Source organism: Chryseolinea serpens, from assembly GCF_900129725.1.
Classification (GTDB): Bacteria; Bacteroidota; Bacteroidia; order Cytophagales; family Cyclobacteriaceae; genus Chryseolinea; species Chryseolinea serpens.
On record NZ_FQWQ01000002.1, the window covers coordinates 1,197,499 to 1,216,576 of the forward strand.

At 52.2% G+C, this 19,078-nt stretch carries 12 protein-coding genes; 8 read left to right on the top strand and 4 right to left on the bottom strand.

What is annotated here, in order from left to right:
• Window positions 1-56: 56 nt before the first annotated feature.
• Window positions 57-2,429, bottom strand: coding sequence for an ABC transporter permease (locus tag BUB30_RS18980; RefSeq protein WP_073136930.1), 2,373 nt, complete (start codon window positions 2,427-2,429; stop codon window positions 57-59).
• A gap of 223 nt (window positions 2,430-2,652) precedes the next feature.
• On the opposite strand from BUB30_RS18980, the gene BUB30_RS18985 reads away from it, so the two are divergent.
• Window positions 2,653-4,026, top strand: a complete 1,374-nt coding sequence (locus BUB30_RS18985; protein WP_073136932.1) for a sigma-54-dependent transcriptional regulator — start codon at window positions 2,653-2,655, stop codon at window positions 4,024-4,026.
• Window positions 4,016-5,371, top strand: a complete 1,356-nt coding sequence (locus BUB30_RS18990) for a sensor histidine kinase (protein ID WP_073136934.1) — start codon at window positions 4,016-4,018, stop codon at window positions 5,369-5,371. Before BUB30_RS18985 ends, BUB30_RS18990 begins: the two co-directional genes overlap by 11 nt.
• 2 nt (window positions 5,372-5,373) lie before the next feature.
• Here the strand turns inward: BUB30_RS18990 and BUB30_RS18995 are convergent, their stop codons facing one another.
• On the bottom strand, window positions 5,374-5,814 hold the full coding sequence (locus tag BUB30_RS18995; protein ID WP_073136936.1) for a lipocalin-like domain-containing protein: 441 nt from the start codon (window positions 5,812-5,814) through the stop codon (window positions 5,374-5,376).
• A gap of 4 nt (window positions 5,815-5,818) precedes the next feature.
• Window positions 5,819-12,040 (bottom strand): type I polyketide synthase, encoded by a 6,222-nt coding sequence (locus BUB30_RS19000; protein WP_073136938.1) that lies wholly within the window; start codon window positions 12,038-12,040, stop codon window positions 5,819-5,821.
• Between the two features lie 280 nt (window positions 12,041-12,320).
• Here BUB30_RS19000 and BUB30_RS19010 point away from each other — a divergent pair, with 280 nt between their 5' ends.
• Window positions 12,321-12,917 carry a 4'-phosphopantetheinyl transferase family protein gene (locus tag BUB30_RS19010; protein ID WP_073136942.1) on the top strand — a complete coding sequence of 199 codons (597 nt, stop codon included), beginning with the start codon at window positions 12,321-12,323 and terminating at the stop codon, window positions 12,915-12,917.
• 153 nt (window positions 12,918-13,070) lie between these two features.
• Window positions 13,071-13,457, top strand: a complete 387-nt coding sequence (locus BUB30_RS19015) for a hypothetical protein (protein ID WP_073136944.1) — start codon at window positions 13,071-13,073, stop codon at window positions 13,455-13,457.
• A 203-nt stretch (window positions 13,458-13,660) separates the two neighbouring features.
• Here BUB30_RS19015 and BUB30_RS19020 read toward each other — a convergent pair whose 3' ends face one another.
• The gene (locus BUB30_RS19020; protein WP_073136946.1) at window positions 13,661-13,864 is read right to left on the bottom strand and encodes a hypothetical protein; all 204 of its coding nucleotides are present in this window, start codon (window positions 13,862-13,864) and stop codon (window positions 13,661-13,663) included.
• Window positions 13,865-14,145: 281 nt separating this feature from the next.
• Here BUB30_RS19020 and BUB30_RS19025 point away from each other — a divergent pair, with 281 nt between their 5' ends.
• From BUB30_RS19025 to BUB30_RS19040, 4 genes are all read left to right on the top strand, one after another.
• Window positions 14,146-14,715 (top strand): RNA polymerase sigma-70 factor, encoded by a 570-nt coding sequence (locus tag BUB30_RS19025; protein WP_073137425.1) that lies wholly within the window; start codon window positions 14,146-14,148, stop codon window positions 14,713-14,715.
• Window positions 14,716-14,788: 73 nt separating this feature from the next.
• Window positions 14,789-15,889 carry a FecR family protein gene (locus tag BUB30_RS19030; protein WP_073136949.1) on the top strand — a complete coding sequence of 367 codons (1,101 nt, stop codon included), beginning with the start codon at window positions 14,789-14,791 and terminating at the stop codon, window positions 15,887-15,889.
• Between the two features lie 293 nt (window positions 15,890-16,182).
• Window positions 16,183-17,358: an acyltransferase family protein gene (locus BUB30_RS19035; RefSeq protein ID WP_073136951.1), complete on the top strand. Its 1,176-nt coding sequence runs from the start codon at window positions 16,183-16,185 to the stop codon at window positions 17,356-17,358.
• 242 nt (window positions 17,359-17,600) lie between these two features.
• A complete protein-coding gene (locus tag BUB30_RS19040; RefSeq protein WP_073136952.1) occupies window positions 17,601-19,070 on the top strand; it encodes an O-antigen ligase family protein in 1,470 nt (489 codons plus the stop codon).
• Window positions 19,071-19,078 lie beyond the last annotated feature (8 nt).

Sequence of the window (19,078 nt, forward strand, 5' to 3'; positions counted from 1 at the left end):
TTGAATTTGTTAGCAACTACTTGACCATGTATGCTTACTGAATTCGGGATCACTGGTCACTGTTCTTTCAAACATTTCGAAGGATTGATCCGCGCCGCCTTAAAGGCTTGCGTGCTTACCGTCAGCCACGCAATCAAGAGTGAAACCCCACCGGCACTGACAAAATACCAACCGGAAAGATCGATCTTGAATACAAACGTGTCGAGCCAGTAGCGCACCACAAAATAGCTTGCCGGCAATCCGATCACGATCGACACCAGCACGATCCGGGTGAAATCTTTTGTCAGCAGGTAAACGATGCCGGCTTCACTGGAGCCCAGCACCTTCCGGATGCCCATCTCTTTCAAGCGTCGCTCGGCGGTGAATGCTGCCAGTCCAAACAGACCCAGGCACGATATGATGATGGCCAGCGCCGCGAAATAGCGCGACAAGATCGCCACGCGTTTTTCCGCTACGTATTGGGCCTGGTAATCCTGGTCGAGGAATTTATAATCGAACGTGAAGCCGGGATTGAAGGTCGTGTAGAACCGGCCGAGGCGTTCCAAGGTTTCTTTTGTTTTGCCGCCCTCGATCTTCACCATAACATGCAGGGTTTCGTCGGGAACGTACCGAAAGAAGAGCGGTTTCACATTTTCGTGTAATGACTGAAAGTGAAAGTTCTTGACCACACCGATGATCTGCATTTTTTTGCCCCACATTGTGATCTCTTTTCCCACGGGGTCTTTCAGTCCCATCACGTCGATGGCCGCCTCGTTGAAAATGATCTTCGATCGCTCATCGCCAAATTGGCTGGAGAACGTGCGTCCGGCAAGCATCTCCACACCCAAGGTCTCCACCATTTGATAGTTGACGCCGACGTTTTCAAAGGGTATAATGTCTGCAGGATTCTTTCCATCCCATTCCATCCCGGTCGTGCTGTTTTCAGCCCTCACCATCGCGTGGGCGCTGCTGGATGCGTTGACCACGCCAGGCATCTGTCTCACTTCGGTCAGGAAAGTTTCAAGGCTTTCGCCAACTTTTCCACTGGGTTTAAAGTAGATGATGTTGTCTTTATCGAACCCGATGTTTTTAGTTTGAACGTACTCGATCTGCTTGTAGATGACCATCACCGAAACAATGAAGACGATGGACAGCGCAAATTGAAACACCACCAATCCCTTCCGCGCCCAGAATTCATTGGCGGAGTTAACGAACTGGCCCTTCAATACCAGTGCCGGGTTGAATCCTGAAAGATAGAAGGCTGGATAGCTGCCCGCCAGCAGGCCTGTAGCCGTGGCGATCCCAACCAAAGCCAGCACGAAACGACCGGTAAAGTTCAGCGTCAATTGCTTGCCGGTTACGTCATTGAACAAGGGAAGCAAAAGGTCGACCACCAACACGGCGACGGCCAGGGATAAGAAGGCCATCAACAGTGACTCCACGAGGTGTTGTGCCATCAATGTCCGTCTTCCCGCGCCGATCGCTTTTTTGATACCCACTTCCTTCATGCGTGTCGTGGCCTTTGCAGTCGACAGGTTCATAAAGTTGATGCAGGCTATGATGAGAATGAAAATTGCAATAAGAGAAAACAACCGGACGTACTCGATTCTGCCGCCCGCCTGCACGCCGTTCTCGTAGTGCCCATACAGGTATCGCTCGGAGTAGCGCTGCAAAAATAAGGTCACGTGCGAAGTCGGGTCTTTTCGTTTTATAAAATCCGCGATCTTCGCGTCAACATCGGCTGGGCGCACGCCCTCCTTCAATACCGCATAGGTGTTCGTGCCAAAATTTCCATACGTCAAGGCCTCCTTGCCCACGATCTCCTTATACACTTCGAACGACAAAGCGAAATCGAACCGGTCGGAAGCGGTGGTGGGCAGCTCTTTATAGACACCGGTGATCACAAATTGTTTCTTGATGTTCAACACCTCCCAATCCACCACCTTACCTACAACATGGTCGGTCGTGTTGAAAAATTTCTTTGCCAGCGTTTCTGAAATGACGATCGAACCTTTGTCGGTCAAAACGTTGGCAGGATCGCCCTGCAGAAAAGTATAAGAGAATACTTTGAAATAATCTTCGCTGATCAACTGCCCCACGGCGCTCACGTGCTTGGCGTCCGCCGAAACCGAAAACTCATAGGGCTCATTGAAGGCGACCGAGGTGGCCACATTTTCAAATTCCGGAACCTCTGCGATCAATGCCTCGCGCAGGATGGCCGGTGTGGAGGGGGAAGTGTCGATGCCCTCGGTCAATTTTTTATAGGTCATCACCGAAAAGAGACGCGCATCGTTTTTGTGAAATGTATCGACGGTCAGCTCATCGTTCACCCAAAGAAAGATCAACACCGCGCAAGTCAACCCGGTCGACAATCCGATGAGATTGATCAAAAATGTGCTCTTGAACCGTTTAAAATTCCGAAAGACGAGGAGTAAGTGGTGTAGGATCATGACGCTTGGTGCTGGTTAAATTAGGTTGCTCGCTCTGTCGCAGGGCATGGCATGTGCCACATTGCCAAAGGCCGTTTTTAGGGTTGAAAAGCCGCCTTTTTCAGATTTCCAATCCAAAACTGCCCATCCATAGAAAAGGCACTGTCCAATATTGGGCACTTTTTATGGTTTTTCGACGGCTGATGGATAGCTTTAAATCTTCTTCTAAATGTAGCATTGGAAAATGAGTAAACCCCTCGGCCGTATTTTGTTGGTGGATGATGATGAGTTTGTACTGCTCTCCGTGAAAATGTTGCTGGAGCCGCATTTCGCCGTCGTAAAGACCTTGAATAACCCCGAACGAATCCCCGCATTAATTGACCAGGAGGGGTTTGATGTTGTGGTGCTCGACATGAATTTCCGGAGCGGCGACACCACAGGCAACCAGGGACGTTTCTGGCTCAAAAAAATCCTCAGCCAGCATCCCGATACCCAAGTGATCCTCCTGACGGCTTACGGTGACATTCAACTTGCCGTCGATTCGATCAAGGAAGGCGCGCTGGATTTTATCGTCAAGCCCTGGCAGAACGAAAAACTGCTGACCACCGTGAAAACCGCGAACCTGGTGAGCCAGGAAAAAAATAAAGTAAAACAATTGCGCTCTCAACAACGCTCGCTGGTGTCGGCGTTGAGCCAGAAGAATGAACCGTTGGTCGGTACGTCACCCGGCATCACAGCCATTCGCAAGACGATCGAGAAAATAGCACCCACCGAGGCCGAAGTACTCATCCTAGGCCAGAACGGTACCGGGAAAGAAGTGATCGCCCGCGAGATCCACGAAAAGTCACGACGCGCCGAGGGCATCTTCATGACGGTGGACGTTGGGGCCTTGAGTGAAAATCTTTTTGAAAGCGAAATGTTTGGTCATCGCAAGGGTGCGTTCACCGACGCCAAGGAAGATCGCGTCGGCAGATTCGAAGCCGCGGCTGGCGGCACGTTGTTACTGGATGAGATCGGAAACCTCCCTTTATCACTCCAGGCCAAGCTGCTCACGGTACTGCAAAGCAAAAAAGTGACACGCCTGGGAACGCACGAGCCCATCGACCTGGATGTCCGCATCATCTGCGCCACCAATTGCAACCTGCATGCCATGGTGGAATCGGGAAAATTCCGGGAGGATCTTTTATATCGCATCAACACCGTAGAACTCACCGTGCCGACACTCTACGACCGGCCCGAAGATATTCCCCTGCTGGCGCAACACTTTCTGAAAAAATTTGCCGTGAAATATCAAAAGCCTTATCTGAAGATCTCATCGGAAGCCCAGTCGCAACTGGGTGGCTACCGGTGGCCGGGGAACATTCGCGAACTGCAGCATGCGGTGGAGCGGGCGGTCATCATGTGCGAGGGTGAAGCGCTGATGCCCGGCGATTTTGGGTCGGTGCAACAAACTTTATCCGGTGAGTTTCGATTCGATCGCCTCAACCTGGAGCAACTGGAAGCGTGGGCCATTCGCAAGGTCATCGCCAAACATCAGGGCAACGTCAGTCATGCTGCGGAAGAATTGGGTCTTTCGCGCGGGGCTTTATACCGGAGAATGGAAACGTATGGTATTTAAAAACTTCCGCATCAATGTCATTTTCAGAGTGCTCTTACTGGTGGTGAGCATTGGGTTGCTGGCCTGGTGCCTGGTGCACGAACGATACCTTCGGAGCGTATACCTCGCTGCCGGTGTTTGCATGGTGGTGGGCGAATTCATTTGGTATGTCGACCGTTTCAACCGGGATATGAAAGTGTTTATGGTGAGTCTTCTGCAGAAGGACTTCACCACGCATTTCCAGTCGACGGGAAAAGGCAGACGTTTGGATGAGCTCTATGGCATACTGAACGCGATCTCCGAGGCGTTTAAAAAAATCAGCACGGAAAAAGAAACACAATATCGCTACCTGGAAATGCTGGTGGAACACATCCGCGTGAGCATTCTCAGCATCGACGCAGAGGGAAAAATCCACCTCGCGAACCCGTCGTTAAAAAATCTGCTTCAGAAAAGCATCCTCCCCAACCTGAAAGCGCTGGAGGTATTCGGTGAACCTTTTGTCAAGACCTTGCGGGAGATACGCTCAGGAGAAACGCGCCTGGAGAAACTCCGGGTGCAAAACGACGTGCTGCATTTGTCTATTCATGCGTCGGAGTTCAAGCTGCAGGGCCGCTACTATAAACTTATCTCCATGCAAGATATCCGCAGCGAACTCGATGCGCGCGAAGTGGAAGCGTGGCAGAAGCTGATCCGGGTGCTGGGCCACGAAATCATGAACTCCGTATCTCCCATCACTTCCCTGAGCGCTACCCTCCACGGCATGGTGACCACAAACCAACCGGCATTTGGCGACGAGCACGCATCGCTCTACAGTTCCCTCGACAAAGGACTGGAAGCCATCAAAATACGAAGCGAAGGGCTTTATAATTTCACACAGACCTATCGCAAACTAACGGGCATCCCCAAACACGCCCCCCGAAGAACCAACCTGAAAGACATCGTTGAACGCGTGCACTTACTGTTACAAACGAAACTACTGGAACACAACATCGTCCTGCAAACCGCCGCCATCGACTTATCCATTTTCGCAGACCCGGAAATGATGGAGCATGTGCTGATCAACCTCATCCTCAATGCGGTCGATGCCCTGGCCTCCACGACCGATCCGGTCATTCAGATCAACACGTCGCGTCATCCCAATGGAAGCACCATCATCCACGTTCTCGACAACGGTGAAGGCATGGACGAAGCCACGCTGGAAAAAATATTTATTCCTTTTTACACCACGCGGAAGCATGGCTCCGGCATCGGGTTGGCCATCACCAAACAAATTCTTCAACTGCACCAGGCCGACATCCGTGTGAGCAGCGAACCTGGAAAGGGAACCGAATTCATGATCGCGTTGAACGGAACGTCCACCGCCTGATCTTAAACGACTCGCTCCCAGGTTACCGTAAACACCGTTTCGCCGGTTTGGGTTGGGACGGGCGGTGTGCTCACCTGCAACACGTTGCCCGTGAGCACCGCATAGCGCAGTTGCTCCATCCCTATCCAATTCGGAAATAGACTTCCTTCCACAAAGTGAATGATTTCGCCCGGGGCGCGTTCGTAATACTTTCCAAAGTACGCCAGGTAACTGTGAAATGCATGCTTCGATTCCTCCGCCGTGCCACTATTAATGGAGTCAGAGGCAAAGGGCACACGGCCGGCTTTCATCAATTGGGCGTTCATGTTGCCCGCGATGTCGTACATTAAAATGCCCGTGGCCTCTTTCCCGAAGTAATCGATCAACTCGTTCTTTTCATTCACATAGGTCCACGACACCAGTTTCCAGGTACCCACTACCTTATCTTTTACAGATTCTTTCATGGCATTAAGAAGGTTGGTTAACAGACAACACAGCTTCTTCATCGCCAATGGAATCCAGGATCGTGGCCGTCACAAACACCGCCTCATGTTCGATGTAGCGGTGCCCGCCGGGGCGTGAAACCAATTGGAAAGATTTTGTGGTCTCGTTCTGCCACTGCTCCACCTGGTGACGGGTGACGCGTGCGTCGTCTTCGCCATGGAACCCGACAATAGAAACCGGGAGGGGCTCTTCTGCGGTATATTGATAATTATTCAATAATTCCAGGTCGGCGCGCAAGATGCGCATGAGGATCTGTTGAAGTTCGGCGTCCTTGCTGTTTTCGATGGATACGTGAGGGAACATCGCGGCCAGGTCTGCGTCGGAAAGTTGGTGATCCACTTGCCCTTTGTCATAGGAGAACAGGCTTGGGGTGGACGACACGAACAGCTTGTCCGGCAAGGCCTTGTTCAGGCGGCGCAGGGAACGGATCACTTCGAAGGCGATGAGGCCTCCCATGCTGTGACCAAAGAACGAGAACGGTTTGTCCATTTTGGTAAGCAGCACGGGCATCATGTCTTTCAGCAGATCTTCCAGTTTTCGATACGGTTGCTCGGCCCAACGCATGCCGCGGCCGGGAAGCTCTATCAATACCACCTCCACGCCATCGCCCAGTCGGTTTTCCCAATCGTGATAGAGCGAAGCATTTCCGCCGGCGTCGTGAAAACAGAAGAGTCGGCGTATAGCCTTATCGTTCACGCGGGTGGTGACGAACCAACGATTGTCCACCGTGGCCTCGGCGGCGGCGTCCTGTTGTTCCAGGGCAATGATTAGTCGCTGTTCCGCCGTTTGTGGGCGAAGGTTATCAAAAAGATAGAGCGCATATTCGCGAATGCTGGGATGCGACCAGAACATGGCTACCGAAAGCTTCAGGTCCACACTCTTCTCCAACAGGTTTCTCAACTGAATGGCCATGAGCGAATCCACACCCAATCCTTTGAAAGTCATGGAAGCGTTGATGCGCGCCGCCGGCATCTTGATGATCTTACTGACATGGCGTGTGATGAGTTGTTCCAACGCTTCTTTGCGTTCGCCAGCGTCTGTCATGCGTCCGAAGGTTTCCAGGAAGCTGACTTCTTTTTCTGCATCGGCCGATTTATCGGTTGCCAGCAAACCCTTGAAGTAGTTCGTACGGGCCATCGTCGAGTAATACGAACCCATTTGCACCGCGTCAATTTTCATAATGCCGATCTGCGTGAAGTCCTGTGCGGCAATGGTATCGTATACTTCCATCGCTTCTTTCATCACGATGGGTTCGAACCCTTCGGCGCGTGCATATTTCTCCAGCTCACTTTCATTGGCAACCATGCCCACGTCTTTGATCACGCCCCAGTTGATGCTTTGTGCCGTAAGGCCTTTTTGCTTGCGGCGATGCGCCAGCACATCCAGGAAACTGTTGGCGGCTACATAGCTGGCTTGTCCGCTCAATCCGATCAGCGATGATGCCGATGAAAACAGGACGAAACAATCCAGGCTCAGGTGTTGGGTCAGCAGGTGGAGATTCCAGGCTCCCTTCAGTTTCGGCGCCAGCGTTTCCATGAATTCAATCTCCGAGATCTTGTCGATGGACTTTGCTTCGATGACACCGGCAGCATGAATAACACCTTTCAGGGGTGGCATGGATTTTTGGATTTCTTCCAGCACATTTTGCAATTGGTCGGCATGGCTCGCGTCGGCTTGGAATGTGGTGAAGCGGCATCCTTGCGACTGGTAGGCCAAGATCTTCGTGAGAACGCTATCGGGTGCTTTACCGGTGCGGCTCAGGAGCGCAAAGTTCCGGGCGCCACGACGGATCATCCATTCGATGAAAACAAAACCCAAGCCTCTGAAACCAGTGACGAGGTAAGTGCCCTGATCCGAATAGCGGGCTTGCAACGCCTTGGCGGCGGTGGCCGTGTTGGACAATGCCTTCAACCGCGGCGCGAACTGCACCCGGCCACGCAAAGTGATCTCGCGGTCGTTGCTGTCGGATTCCTTGATCAATTGAACAACCTGATCCAGCTCTTCCATCATCGGGTTGAAGCTGAGGTCGTAGCGTTTGGCTTCATACTGGGGCAACTCATTGCTGACCACCCGCAGCAGGCCCGACAACGCCGCGTGGACGACCTGGGGTTGATGTTTGTCGGAGCCCACCACCTGCATACCGTTGGTGACTACGGCGAGTTTCGGCGCCGACGTTTGATGCGCCATCACTTCTTGAAGGGCGTACAACACGCTGATGCTGCCGAATACTTGCTCTGCCTCCATTTCATCCGAAGTCAGCTCCCGCTCGCTGGAAGGGTAGTAGATTCCGCCCATGTGCAACACGCCATCCAAAACCGGCACATGGTGCGCCAGGTCTTTGGCCAATCGCGCATAACCGTCTTTATCCGCATAGTCGAGTTTATATTGCAGCAAGCCCGATCCATCTTCCACCCTGCCAAATTCGCGGTCGGGGGTGACGTGGATAAACCGGATGCCGGCGGCTTCCATTTTCTCCAGGAGAATGCAACTCAGTCCGTAGACATCGCCGAACAAAAGCCACGTCTGCATTTCCGGTTTGGTGTTTTTCTTTTCCACAGCGCGCTCGCTCCACTCGACGTCATACAACCAGCTCTTGATCTTTTCGCTTTCGCGGCGGATGAGGTCGGCGTCCAGGATCTTGCCTTGTAAGCCTGAAACTTTCAACACCACGTTGTCGTGGCTGCCGAAGATGATGAGATCGGCTTTCACCGTGATCGTGCCGCGTTCGCTGTCGGTGCGCGCCGGGTAGAGCCGGGCTTCTCCGCGAACGGGTTGGGAGTAATCTATTTGTCCAAGGAGTTGCACTTCGTCTACCGAGGTGAGGAACGTGGTCCGGTCGGAAGAGGCATCGGGTTGTTGTGCGATGGTGAGGAACAGCGGCTGGAAACAGGCGTCGAGCAAGGCCGGGTGCAGCGCATAGCGGCTCGCATTCTGACGAATGCTTTCTTCGGGCTGTACTTCAAACGACACGTAGGTATTGGCACCCCGGCGTTCCATCGACAAGGTTTGAAGTCCCTGAAAATGTTTTCCATACTGCAAGCCAAGACCTTGCAGCGACCGATAGTATTCTTTTGTATCGACGGAAGAAACCGTCGTTGAGGTCGTGTTGATAAAACGATCCGTATGGATGAGTGAGCCGGTGTACATGGTGAGCACACCTTCCGCCAGCAATGTCCATCCCGACTTATCGTCCGCACTGCCGCGGGCGAAGAATTTAAAGTCATTGCGACCGTTCTCGTTTTCCACCATGCGCAACTGGACGCGCTTGAGTTCACCCTCCACCAGGTTGATGGATTGAATGAAATTGAGCTTCCGGATGATCGGCACGCCAGCCCCGTGAATTTCAAGGGCGGCTTCGAGGATGATCTCCACGTAGCCGGCGCCTGGAAATACAGGCGTAGCGTTTACCTGGTGATCGGCGAGATAGGGATATTTACCGAGACCGATCTGCGATTCCCAATACCGCACTTCGTCCAGCCCGGCGAGTGTGATCGATTGGCCCAACAACGGGAAACGCAGGCCGGTGTTTTTGTCGCGTTGCTCGGCTGAGCGATCTTCCAGCGCATAGGTCTCCCGTTGAAACGGGTATGCCGGAAGGGAAACGATGGGCGCCTTGGCGATACCGTAAAAATCTTTCCAGCACACATCGAACCCTTTGGCATAAAGATCACCCAGATTTTTAAGAAGCGATTCCTGTTCCGGTTTTTCGCGGAAAAGCGAGGGCACTGTGATGACCTTCATTTTTCCAGCTTCTGCACATTCGTTGACGGCGTTGGTCAGCACCGGGTGCGGACTCACTTCGATGAACACGACGTGCTGGCGGTCCATCAATTGTTGCATGATCGTAGAGAACTGCACGGTGTTCCGGAGATTGCTCACCCAATATTCCGCATTCATCTCTCTTCCTTCCATTTGTCGTGCCTGCACGGTAGAGTACAGGGCGATCCCGCCTTCGCGTGGCGTGATGCCTTGTAGTGCCACGCGAAGCTCTTCCTTCAACGGATCCATTTGCTGACTATGGGAGGCCACATCAACCTTTACCAACCGACCGAAGAGACCTTTGCTTTCCAATTCCTGCAAGAGTTGATCGATGGCTTGTTTATCTCCAGCCACCACGGTGGACTTGGGGCTGTTCGATACGGCGACCGACAGACCCGGGTAGCGCTGGATCATTTCCGTGGCAGCGTTTTGATCCAGTTCGGTCACCGCCATGGCACCGCCCTGGCCGCTGACGCGCTTCATTAATTTACTGCGGGTGCAAATGATGTTGGCGGCATCTTCCAGGCTGATGGTCCCCGCGATGTGCGCGGCCGCCACTTCCCCCATGCTGTGACCAACCACAGCCTGCGGGCGAACACCCCAAGCCATCCACAATTTGGCCAGGGCAATTTGAATCGCGCAGATGGCGGGTTGGATCACGTTGATCTCATTCCAGCGACCGTTGTTGTCTGTCGATTGAAGTTGCTCCAGCAACGACCAGTCGGTGTAAGGACGATAGGCCTTGTCGCAGGCTTCGATCGCCTGGCGGAACACCGTTTCCTTTTGCATCAGTTCCCTGCCCATGCCAAGCCATTGTGAACCCTGACCCGGAAATACAAAGACCACCTTCTCGCGCGCCGACAGCGGTGCCGCGGGAGTCAACTCCTGGTCATCTTTCAAAAATTCTTCCAGGCTGCTCAACACCGCTTCTTTGCTGGTGCCCGTGTGCAGGACGCGGAAGTCGAAGCCCGGCTTCAGCAACGCCGTAGCCACGGAAAGATTGGCGAACGCCTCTTCGTTGCCCGCCTGGATGCGATCGGCATATTCTTTTGCGTATAACTTCAATGCTTTTTGCGAGCGGGCCGACAGCGGCAGCGCATAACGGTTGGTGACCCGATGCGTGGGCACGGACTGCACCACGATGGGCCTGTATTCTTCGATGACCGTGTGCGCGTTTGTGCCACCCCAGCCGAAGGAGTTGATGCCGGCTCTCAGTTTTTCACCGTTGCTGGTCGGCCATTGACCCAGTTCGTTTTGCACTTGAATTTTCAATTCTTCAAATGCGATGGCCGGGTTGGGATTCTTAAAGTTCAGACTTGGGGGGAGCATTTTATGCCGGATCGCGAGCACCACTTTGATCAGGCCTGCCATGCCGGCGGCGGCTTCCAGGTGACCGATGTTTGTTTTCACAGAACCTACGCGAAGTTTGGTCGTGCGACGCTGGCCGAAAAATTCTCCCAAGGCGCGCGTCTCTGTGGGATCACCCAATTTGGTTCCCGTGCCGTGGGCTTCTACATAATGTACGTCTTCGGGTGCAATGCCCGAGCCCGCATAGGCTTCGCGCAACACTTGCTTCTGGCCTTCAATGCTGGTGGCGGGCAGGTTTACGTTGTAGCCGTTGTTGTTCATGGCCGAACCTTTGATGACGGCATAGATGGTATCGCCGTCGCGCTCGGCGTCTGAGAGTCGTTTCAGAAACAGCACGCCGGCACCTTCGCCGCGCACAAAGCCATCGGCGGCTTCATCGAAGGTGCTGCACTTTCCTTTTTTGGAGAGCCCTCCGAACTTGGCGAGCAAAACGTTTTGGTCGGGGTCGAGGATATGGTTGATGCCGGCGGCAAACGACATCTCCGTGCTGCCGTCCCACAAACTTTGACAGGCCAGGTGGAGTGCTACCAGCGACGAAGAGCAACCCGTGTCCATCACCAGGCTGGGACCCGTGAAGCCGAAGGCAAACGAGACGCGGTTGGCAATAATATTCGACGATTGGCCCACGGCCGAATGTGAGGTGACCGGGGCATTCTTGTGTTTACGCAAATGTTCGAAGTCGTTCCAGATGTTGCCGACATACACACCGACCTTCTTTCCCTGCACGGATTGGACGGGGATGGTCGAGTTCTCGACGGCTTCCCAAACCAACTCCAGCATTAGCTTTTGGGAAGGGTTCATCTCCGCGGCCTCCGCTGGCGAGATGTTGAAGAACAGCGGGTCGAAGTCATGGATGTTTTCCAGCATGGACGCATGGCGTTGGTGTGACTTGCCCTGGGCGAGTGGATCGGAGTCGTAGTAGTCATCGTTGTTCCACCGCGACTTTGGTATTTCTGTGATGGTATCCCTACCTTCGCTGAGCAGTTTCCAAAAAGCTTGCAGGGTCTCGGCGTGGGGGAAACGGCACGACATGCCGACGATGGCGATGGGTTCTTTCATAACAGAGGATGGTTGGTTGTGATGAGATGTCTTCATAAAAAATCTTGCTATCGTGAAATAATAATCGAATGTACCATGAAGTATTCCTGCATACTTTTGAACAACCCTTGAAACATTACCCAAAAACCTTTTTCGAAAATTGCGCGCAATCCAAGTATTTTTTTCTGTGTACTCCCCGGAATCAGGGGTGCATCAATGACCATCCCAAACCATTGCAGAACACCACTCACTACGCGATATGATCACCGGCGCATGTTATGACAAAAGAGACTTTTCAGAAATGCCAGGCCTTCAAACGCTTAAAAAGAAAATCGCGCCCGTGTTGTTGCCCACTACGAAATACGTGTTTGAAGGTGAGTTACTTAACAGTCTGATCGGACGATGGCTGCTGCAGTGTCTCCTGCAAAAAAAACAAGTTTCGCTTCAAAAGTTACACCTCACTTCCGATCATCAGGGTAAACCCCGTCTCTCGTTGCCGTTGGATTTTTCTATCACGCATTCGTTCGACTTGGTGATCTGTCTGGTTTCGGATGAGGGTCCTGTGGGCGTTGATGTTGAAAAGATCCGCGATGTTCCGCTGGAGGAATATCAATCAAGCTTCACCGAGAGCGAGTGGTCCTTCCTTATGAAAGCTCCCAACACGATCGAATCTTTCTTTTCCTTGTGGACAAAGAAAGAAAGCTTGCTTAAGATGCATGGGCTCGGGTTGCAAGTTCCGTTGACGAACGTGCAGGTGCTGGATGCAGTCGGTATTATTACGGGTATGACTTCCGTTTATACCGGGGTGTGGTGTCCTTATTCTATCAGAGACTACAGTTGTAACATAGCCGTTCCTGAAAATGCGTCGCGCGTTCAGATGGAAGTTGTGGAGTTTTGACCTCACCTCCGGAGCTTCCTCGCACTCGACCATCCCAATCCAAGATCAATTTTTTCAGGCATGCTTTTGATGTTTGTGTTACATCGGCTATCTTCATTACTTTCATTCGTCAATTGGCCATTATGTTATTAGCCGCAACCCAAACCCAAAATTATGCAGTCATTATCCAAACAGAAGAATCTCGAAATCAGTTACGACCCCGAACACAAGTATCTCTACTGTAACTGGCTTGGATTCCAGAACAAGGAGTCAATCATGAAGTCCGGTCTCATTATCCTTGACTTGCTGAAGCAAAAGAAAGTGAGCAAGGTATTGAACGACAATTCACAAGTGACCGGGCCTTGGCAAGAAGCAGCCGAGTGGACGGCTACGGTGTGGTTCCCGCAAATGATCGAGCATGGTCTCAACCACTTTGCGTGGATCTTTTCTCCCAACATCTTTTCTGAACTATCGGCCAAGAAGGCGATGCCTTCCTCCGGTATCGTAAAATCTTTTAACTCGTATACTGACGCGTTGAGCTGGTTGATCTTGCAGAAGTGATCCCTTCGGGCTATCCGCTCTTCGTATATTTTATGGCAAAGGCACTGAGAAGCCAGTGAGCGCAAGAAGCTTTTTGCGTTACCGATTTCTTTGCGCCTTTTTTTCTGATCCACAAAAAAGCCCCGCCACGGAAAACCGTGCGGGGCTACCACGATGTTACATTCGTCCGGGTTAAGGATCGGAGTGCAACATACTGCTAAGGGCTAACGGATCATGTCTTTCCACTTGTTGATCACGTGTTGTTTTTTCAACTTGAGTTTCGATTCATCCAAATACTCGACATGCTTGTCGGCGGTGATCTCCACTTTAAACACTTTGGCCGGCGTTTGCGTGATCAGCTCAAGCACCTTGGCCTCCCGGCCGTCCAGCAGTGTTATCAAGTCTCTTTTACGAATGAGTTGTTCCATTTGGGTTTCTTTTAATTAGCGGCCGTAGTAGGGTTGGGCTTCTAATCAAAATCGGGTGTCGTCTTCACCTGTCGTTACAAACAGGTTCAAAAATTGTACCGGGTACCGGTGATTGAGTTAAGGGTCGTTCATGGTCTAGGTTATTGGGTTCAGTGGTATAGCACGCCAGCTTTATTCAACCCCCAACCCAGACCAAAAGAAAACTGATTTTCCCAAAATAGAACTAATCTTATCCAGGATTGGGAAAACCTGCCGGCCTTAAACGCTCAGCCCGAACCCTCATGCAAGACCTCTCCGAAAAGAATTTTCAGGACCTGTTCCGGCAGCATCATCGGGAACTATGCAACATGGCCTATAACCTGGTGAACGACCCGGACGCCGCCAAAGACATCGTGCAGGAAGTTTTTGCAAAACTGTGGGCCGGCCGCGACCACCTCGACCTGGATGGCCCCATCAAACACTATCTCTTTAAAGCCACCGCCCACACGGCCTATAATCACTTGCGGTTCCAGAAAAAGATCCTTCGCCTGCACGACCACGTAACCGACGACACCCTCCACGCCCACCCCGGGACAGACCGCGTGGAATTCACGGAATTGGAACACCACGTCCGGCAGGCCATCGACAATCTTCCGCCCCAATGCAAAACGATCTACATGCTCAACCGCCAGGAGGGCATGAAATACCAGGAGATCGCCGACGTGCTGCGCCTTTCGCCTAAAACCGTAGAGAACCAAATGGGCATTGCCCTGGAAAAGCTTCGCGTGGCATTGAAGCCTTTTATTACCCTGAAATCGTTTGCAGCATTGGCCCTGGTCGGTTGGGTATGCTATTATTTATTGTCACTGTGATTATTTCCGGGAGCCGCTTGGGGGTTCCTGCCATGTGGCGTGCTATGAGAGAAGACGTGTAGAAAGTACAAGTATGAACGACCATCATTCCCAGGAAGCCGCCATCATCGCTTATTTGTCCAACGAGCTGGATGAGGGCGGGCGGTTGGCGCTGGAATTCTGGTTGGCGGAATCGGAAGAGCATCGCCGCATCTTCCAGGAAGCAAAGGCCCTTTGGAAAAACTCGGGCAAAAAACTTGTCCTCCATCATCCCGACACCGAGACCGAACTCGTACGTCTCCTGGAGCGCATTAAAAAAGAAGAAGCAGCCCACTCAAAAAATAGCCATGCTTTTCCCGGCCGGAGGTTGCTCTGGAGAGTTGCGGCCTGCATCCTTGTCGTCATGCTTTCGGTGTACGGTTACATCCATTTGAATCCTGCCGTTGAATTCGAACGGACAACCGGGGACCAGGTCGCCAGTTTTTATCTGCCGGACAGCAGCAGGGTTTGGTTGAATACTCATAGCCGGCTTTCCTACACCAAAGCCTTTCACGGCGAATTCCGGCGGGTGACGTTGCAAGGCGAGGGCTACTTTAAAGTGACTCCCGATGCGAACCGCCCGTTCGAAGTGATCACCGGCGCCACCACCACGCGCGTGTTGGGCACGTCGTTCAACGTGAAGGCTGAGGATACGCTCACTACACTTTCCGTGACCGAAGGAAAAGTAAAATTTGCCGCAACCGGAGAGCCGGAAAGTGAAGTGTTGGTCACCACCCACGAACACGCCACCTTTCACACGCGACAGAAAACCGTAACCAAAGGCGAAGTCACCGATGTGGGCTTTGCATCTTGGCGCAAAAGGAACAATCCCATCTATGAAGAAGAGGCGCGGAACATCAAGGCGTTTCTTCATCATCAGCACACGTGGAAGAAAAATCCGATCCGTCAAACCATCATCAACGGACGGATCCGGAACACGGCATCGCTGACCACGTACAAGAATGTTGTGTTGCTGGTCACCTATGGAAAATCTGCCGACGCTACACGCGTCACGCGCTTTACCATTGTCGAGCCGGTAAAACCAGGACAGGAATTGGCGTATCAGCGACGGCTGGTAGACACGTTCACGGACACGTCATTTGTCCGCATCGTCGTGGAGTCGGCGGAATTGGTGCTGGAGGATGATGCCCGCTGATCCAAGCCTTTTATTTACCAACCAACCTGGACCATAAAAATCCGACATCCGCTTCGTTACGATGATGCTCTTGATTTTTAAAATAAACTTAAACTTCCCGGCACACTACCGAAACACGCTCTGAAGCACGAGCCCTCAACCTTCGACTCCTCCACCAGACAAGACACAGTGATTGTCCTGTTTCGGCCAGGGCCTTACCTGAATTCCACATTTTCGCTAGAAATAGGTTGGTCAATAGGGAGAAATCAAGAATGAACGTTTATTTTTAAGCTGATAAAACTACCCTTGCGTCAATGTTTGAAATTTTGAACAGATTGCCCGATCGGCTCAAACGGATCACCACCGGTGCTGAGCTTATCCGGGAAATCGACGGCCTTCGTTTCATTGCCATTTTTACGGTTCTCATCCAGCACCTGCACGAACGTTTTGTACGCAATACGATCATCGAGTTTTCCAGCCCGGTGGAGGACAATGTCCTGGCCTTTGTGGCCACACGGGGATTTATCGGCGTGTATGTATTTTTTATCATCAGTGGTTTTATCCTGGCGCTACCGTTTGCGGCCAAACGTCTGGCGGGGCAAACGGAAATGAAGCTGAAGAACTATTATATCCGCCGGCTCACCCGCCTGGAACCGCCCTACATCATTTGGATGTCCATCATGTTTGTGGCGTTTGTTATTTTCAAACACCAAAGTTTTGCTGAATACCTGCCGCATTATTTTGCCAACATCACCTACACCCACGGCCTTATTTACCAGGGTTGGTCGCTCATCAACCCCGCCACGTGGACGCTGGAGGTCGAAGTCCAGTTTTATGTGCTGGCGCCCTTCCTCGCCTGGGGATTTTTCTCCATACGCAACAAGGTGACGCGACGCATTTGTGTAACCGCGTTCATTTTTCTTTTTATGGTGGTGCAGCAGTACTTTGAATTCTTCCGGCTGCCCTACTACCTCACGGTGTTGGGATACCTTCACTATTTCCTGATCGGCTTTATCCTGACCGACATTTACCTGGTGGATTGGAAGGTGCGTCCCCGGCGCAACACGATTTTCGATTTCCTGGCGCTGGCATCGCTGGTATTGGTCATCCTGATCTGGGACTGGGAATTCAATTTCCCCGATCGCCTGGCGGAAGCCGTGCTCTTCTTTGTTTTCTTTTATTCCGTTTTCCGCGGCAACTATGCGAACCGGTTTGTCACCAACCGTTGGATCATGTCTATCGGTGGAATGTGCTACACGATCTATCTCGTTCACTTGCCGCTGGCCGAGTTCCTGATGATCCTGACGCGCAATTTGCAGATCACAAACTATTACGAGGTAAACTTGTTTGTGCAGGCCCTTATTTTCCTGCCCCTGGTGTTTGTCGTGAGCGTGATCGCCTACCTGCTCTTCGAGAAGCCGTTCATGAACAAGGATTGGCCCAAGGCGGTGCTCAACCTGCTTTCCTCCAAGACCCGCAGCACCCTGTAGGGATCCGCGATCCGAGGTGTCCAACCCATGCCGGCGGCGGAATGGCCATCCGAAACCATGTTCCGGGCAATCGTGGGAAAGCGTCAAATTCGCTATCTTTGATCCGAACGCCTAAAAATACTTTAGCGCATGGACGACGATAATGAAAATAAAATCGGCTTCGAGAAAATTCACAAGGTTGGCCTGATCGTGCTCGGCGCGGTCACGTCCTTATTCTTTTTCTATAAAATACTTTTTGGATAATGCCTGATCGTCTCTTTTCCATCCGGAATTCGTGGATCATGGGCATCCTGCTCATTGCGCTCAACGTCGGCATCCTGTTGCTCACGAATCTTTTTGGCATTGTCATCAATGTGGTGGTCATCGGCATCATCGGGTTCGTTTCTGTTTTTTATATCTCTTACCGGTTTCCCCGCTATAATATATTCTTCCTGCTGGCCAGCAGTTTTCTGATACCGTTTTTCATCAAGGCCTTCGGGCTGTTCGGCATACCGGTGGGCGAGGCCATCCAGGGACTTTGTTTTGTCATTTTGCTCACCCTTGCCCTCAACGGGCGGATCGGCGGTCTGAAAACTTTGCCGGGCATTTTGCTTTCCCTCTGGGTCTTTTACCTGTTTCTCCAATTGCTCAATCCTGCCGCCACCTCGCGCGTGGCCGGCGCGCTGGCCTTGCGTGGATACATCCCGCTGATCTCGGCGTTCTTTATTGTTTACGGTTCGATCGATAGCAAAAAGGACATTCACGCTTTCTATATCGGCTGGTTTTCGTTGGGGCTGCTTTGCGGGCTCTACGGACTGTTCCAGGAATTTGCCGGCTTACCTTCCTTCGACTATGCCTGGGCCAGCAGCGATGAAAACTTGTATGGTGCCTTGTTCACCTGGGGCCGTCTGCGCAAATTCTCGTTCTTCTTCTCCCCTTCCGAGTTTGGGATGGTGATGGCCATCACGGGTGTCGCTGCGTTCGTTGTTTTCTTTTATGAAACGAAATTGAGGTTGCGCCTTCTCTCGGTGGTCACGTGTTTGGTTTGTTTTTGGTCGATGCTCTACACGGGTTCGCGTACGGCCATGATCATGTTGCCGGTGGGTATGGTGATCTTTGCCGCCATCACGTTGCATCGCAAAGTGCTCATGGCCGTGGGCGTTTTTATTCTTATCGGCGCTGCGGTAGTGGTCGGTCCTTCTTCCGGAGCATTGTATGTGATGAGCACGGCGTTCTCCGTCACCGACGATCCGTCTATGGCAGTGCGTTTGAGAAACCAGGCTACCATCCGGGCCTACATCCGTGCCAATCCCATAGGCTTTGGGTTGGGTAGCACGGGGTATCTGGGGATGAAGTATTCCCCCAACACCTTCATCGGTTCATTCCCGCCCGACTCGGAGTACGTGAAGATTGCCATCGAGACCGGTTGGGTCGGGTTGCTCCTGTGGTGTACCATCTCTGCGATCATGTTCGGGTACGGTGTTTCCATCTATTTCAAAACACGCGACCCGGTGTGGCGATCCGTGGTCGTCATTGCGCTCACGGTTTTCTTCATGATGATCGTCGGGCTTTATCCCCAGGAAGTGTTCTTCATTTCCCAGGTGCTCTCCATTCTCTTTATGGCCATGCTGGGGCTCATCGCCCGCATCGACGCCCGGGTAAAACCTGGAGAACCGCGCCCTCCTGAGCCTGACGAATATGTCGAGTCGGAGGAGTATATTCCGCTTCCGTAACGACGATC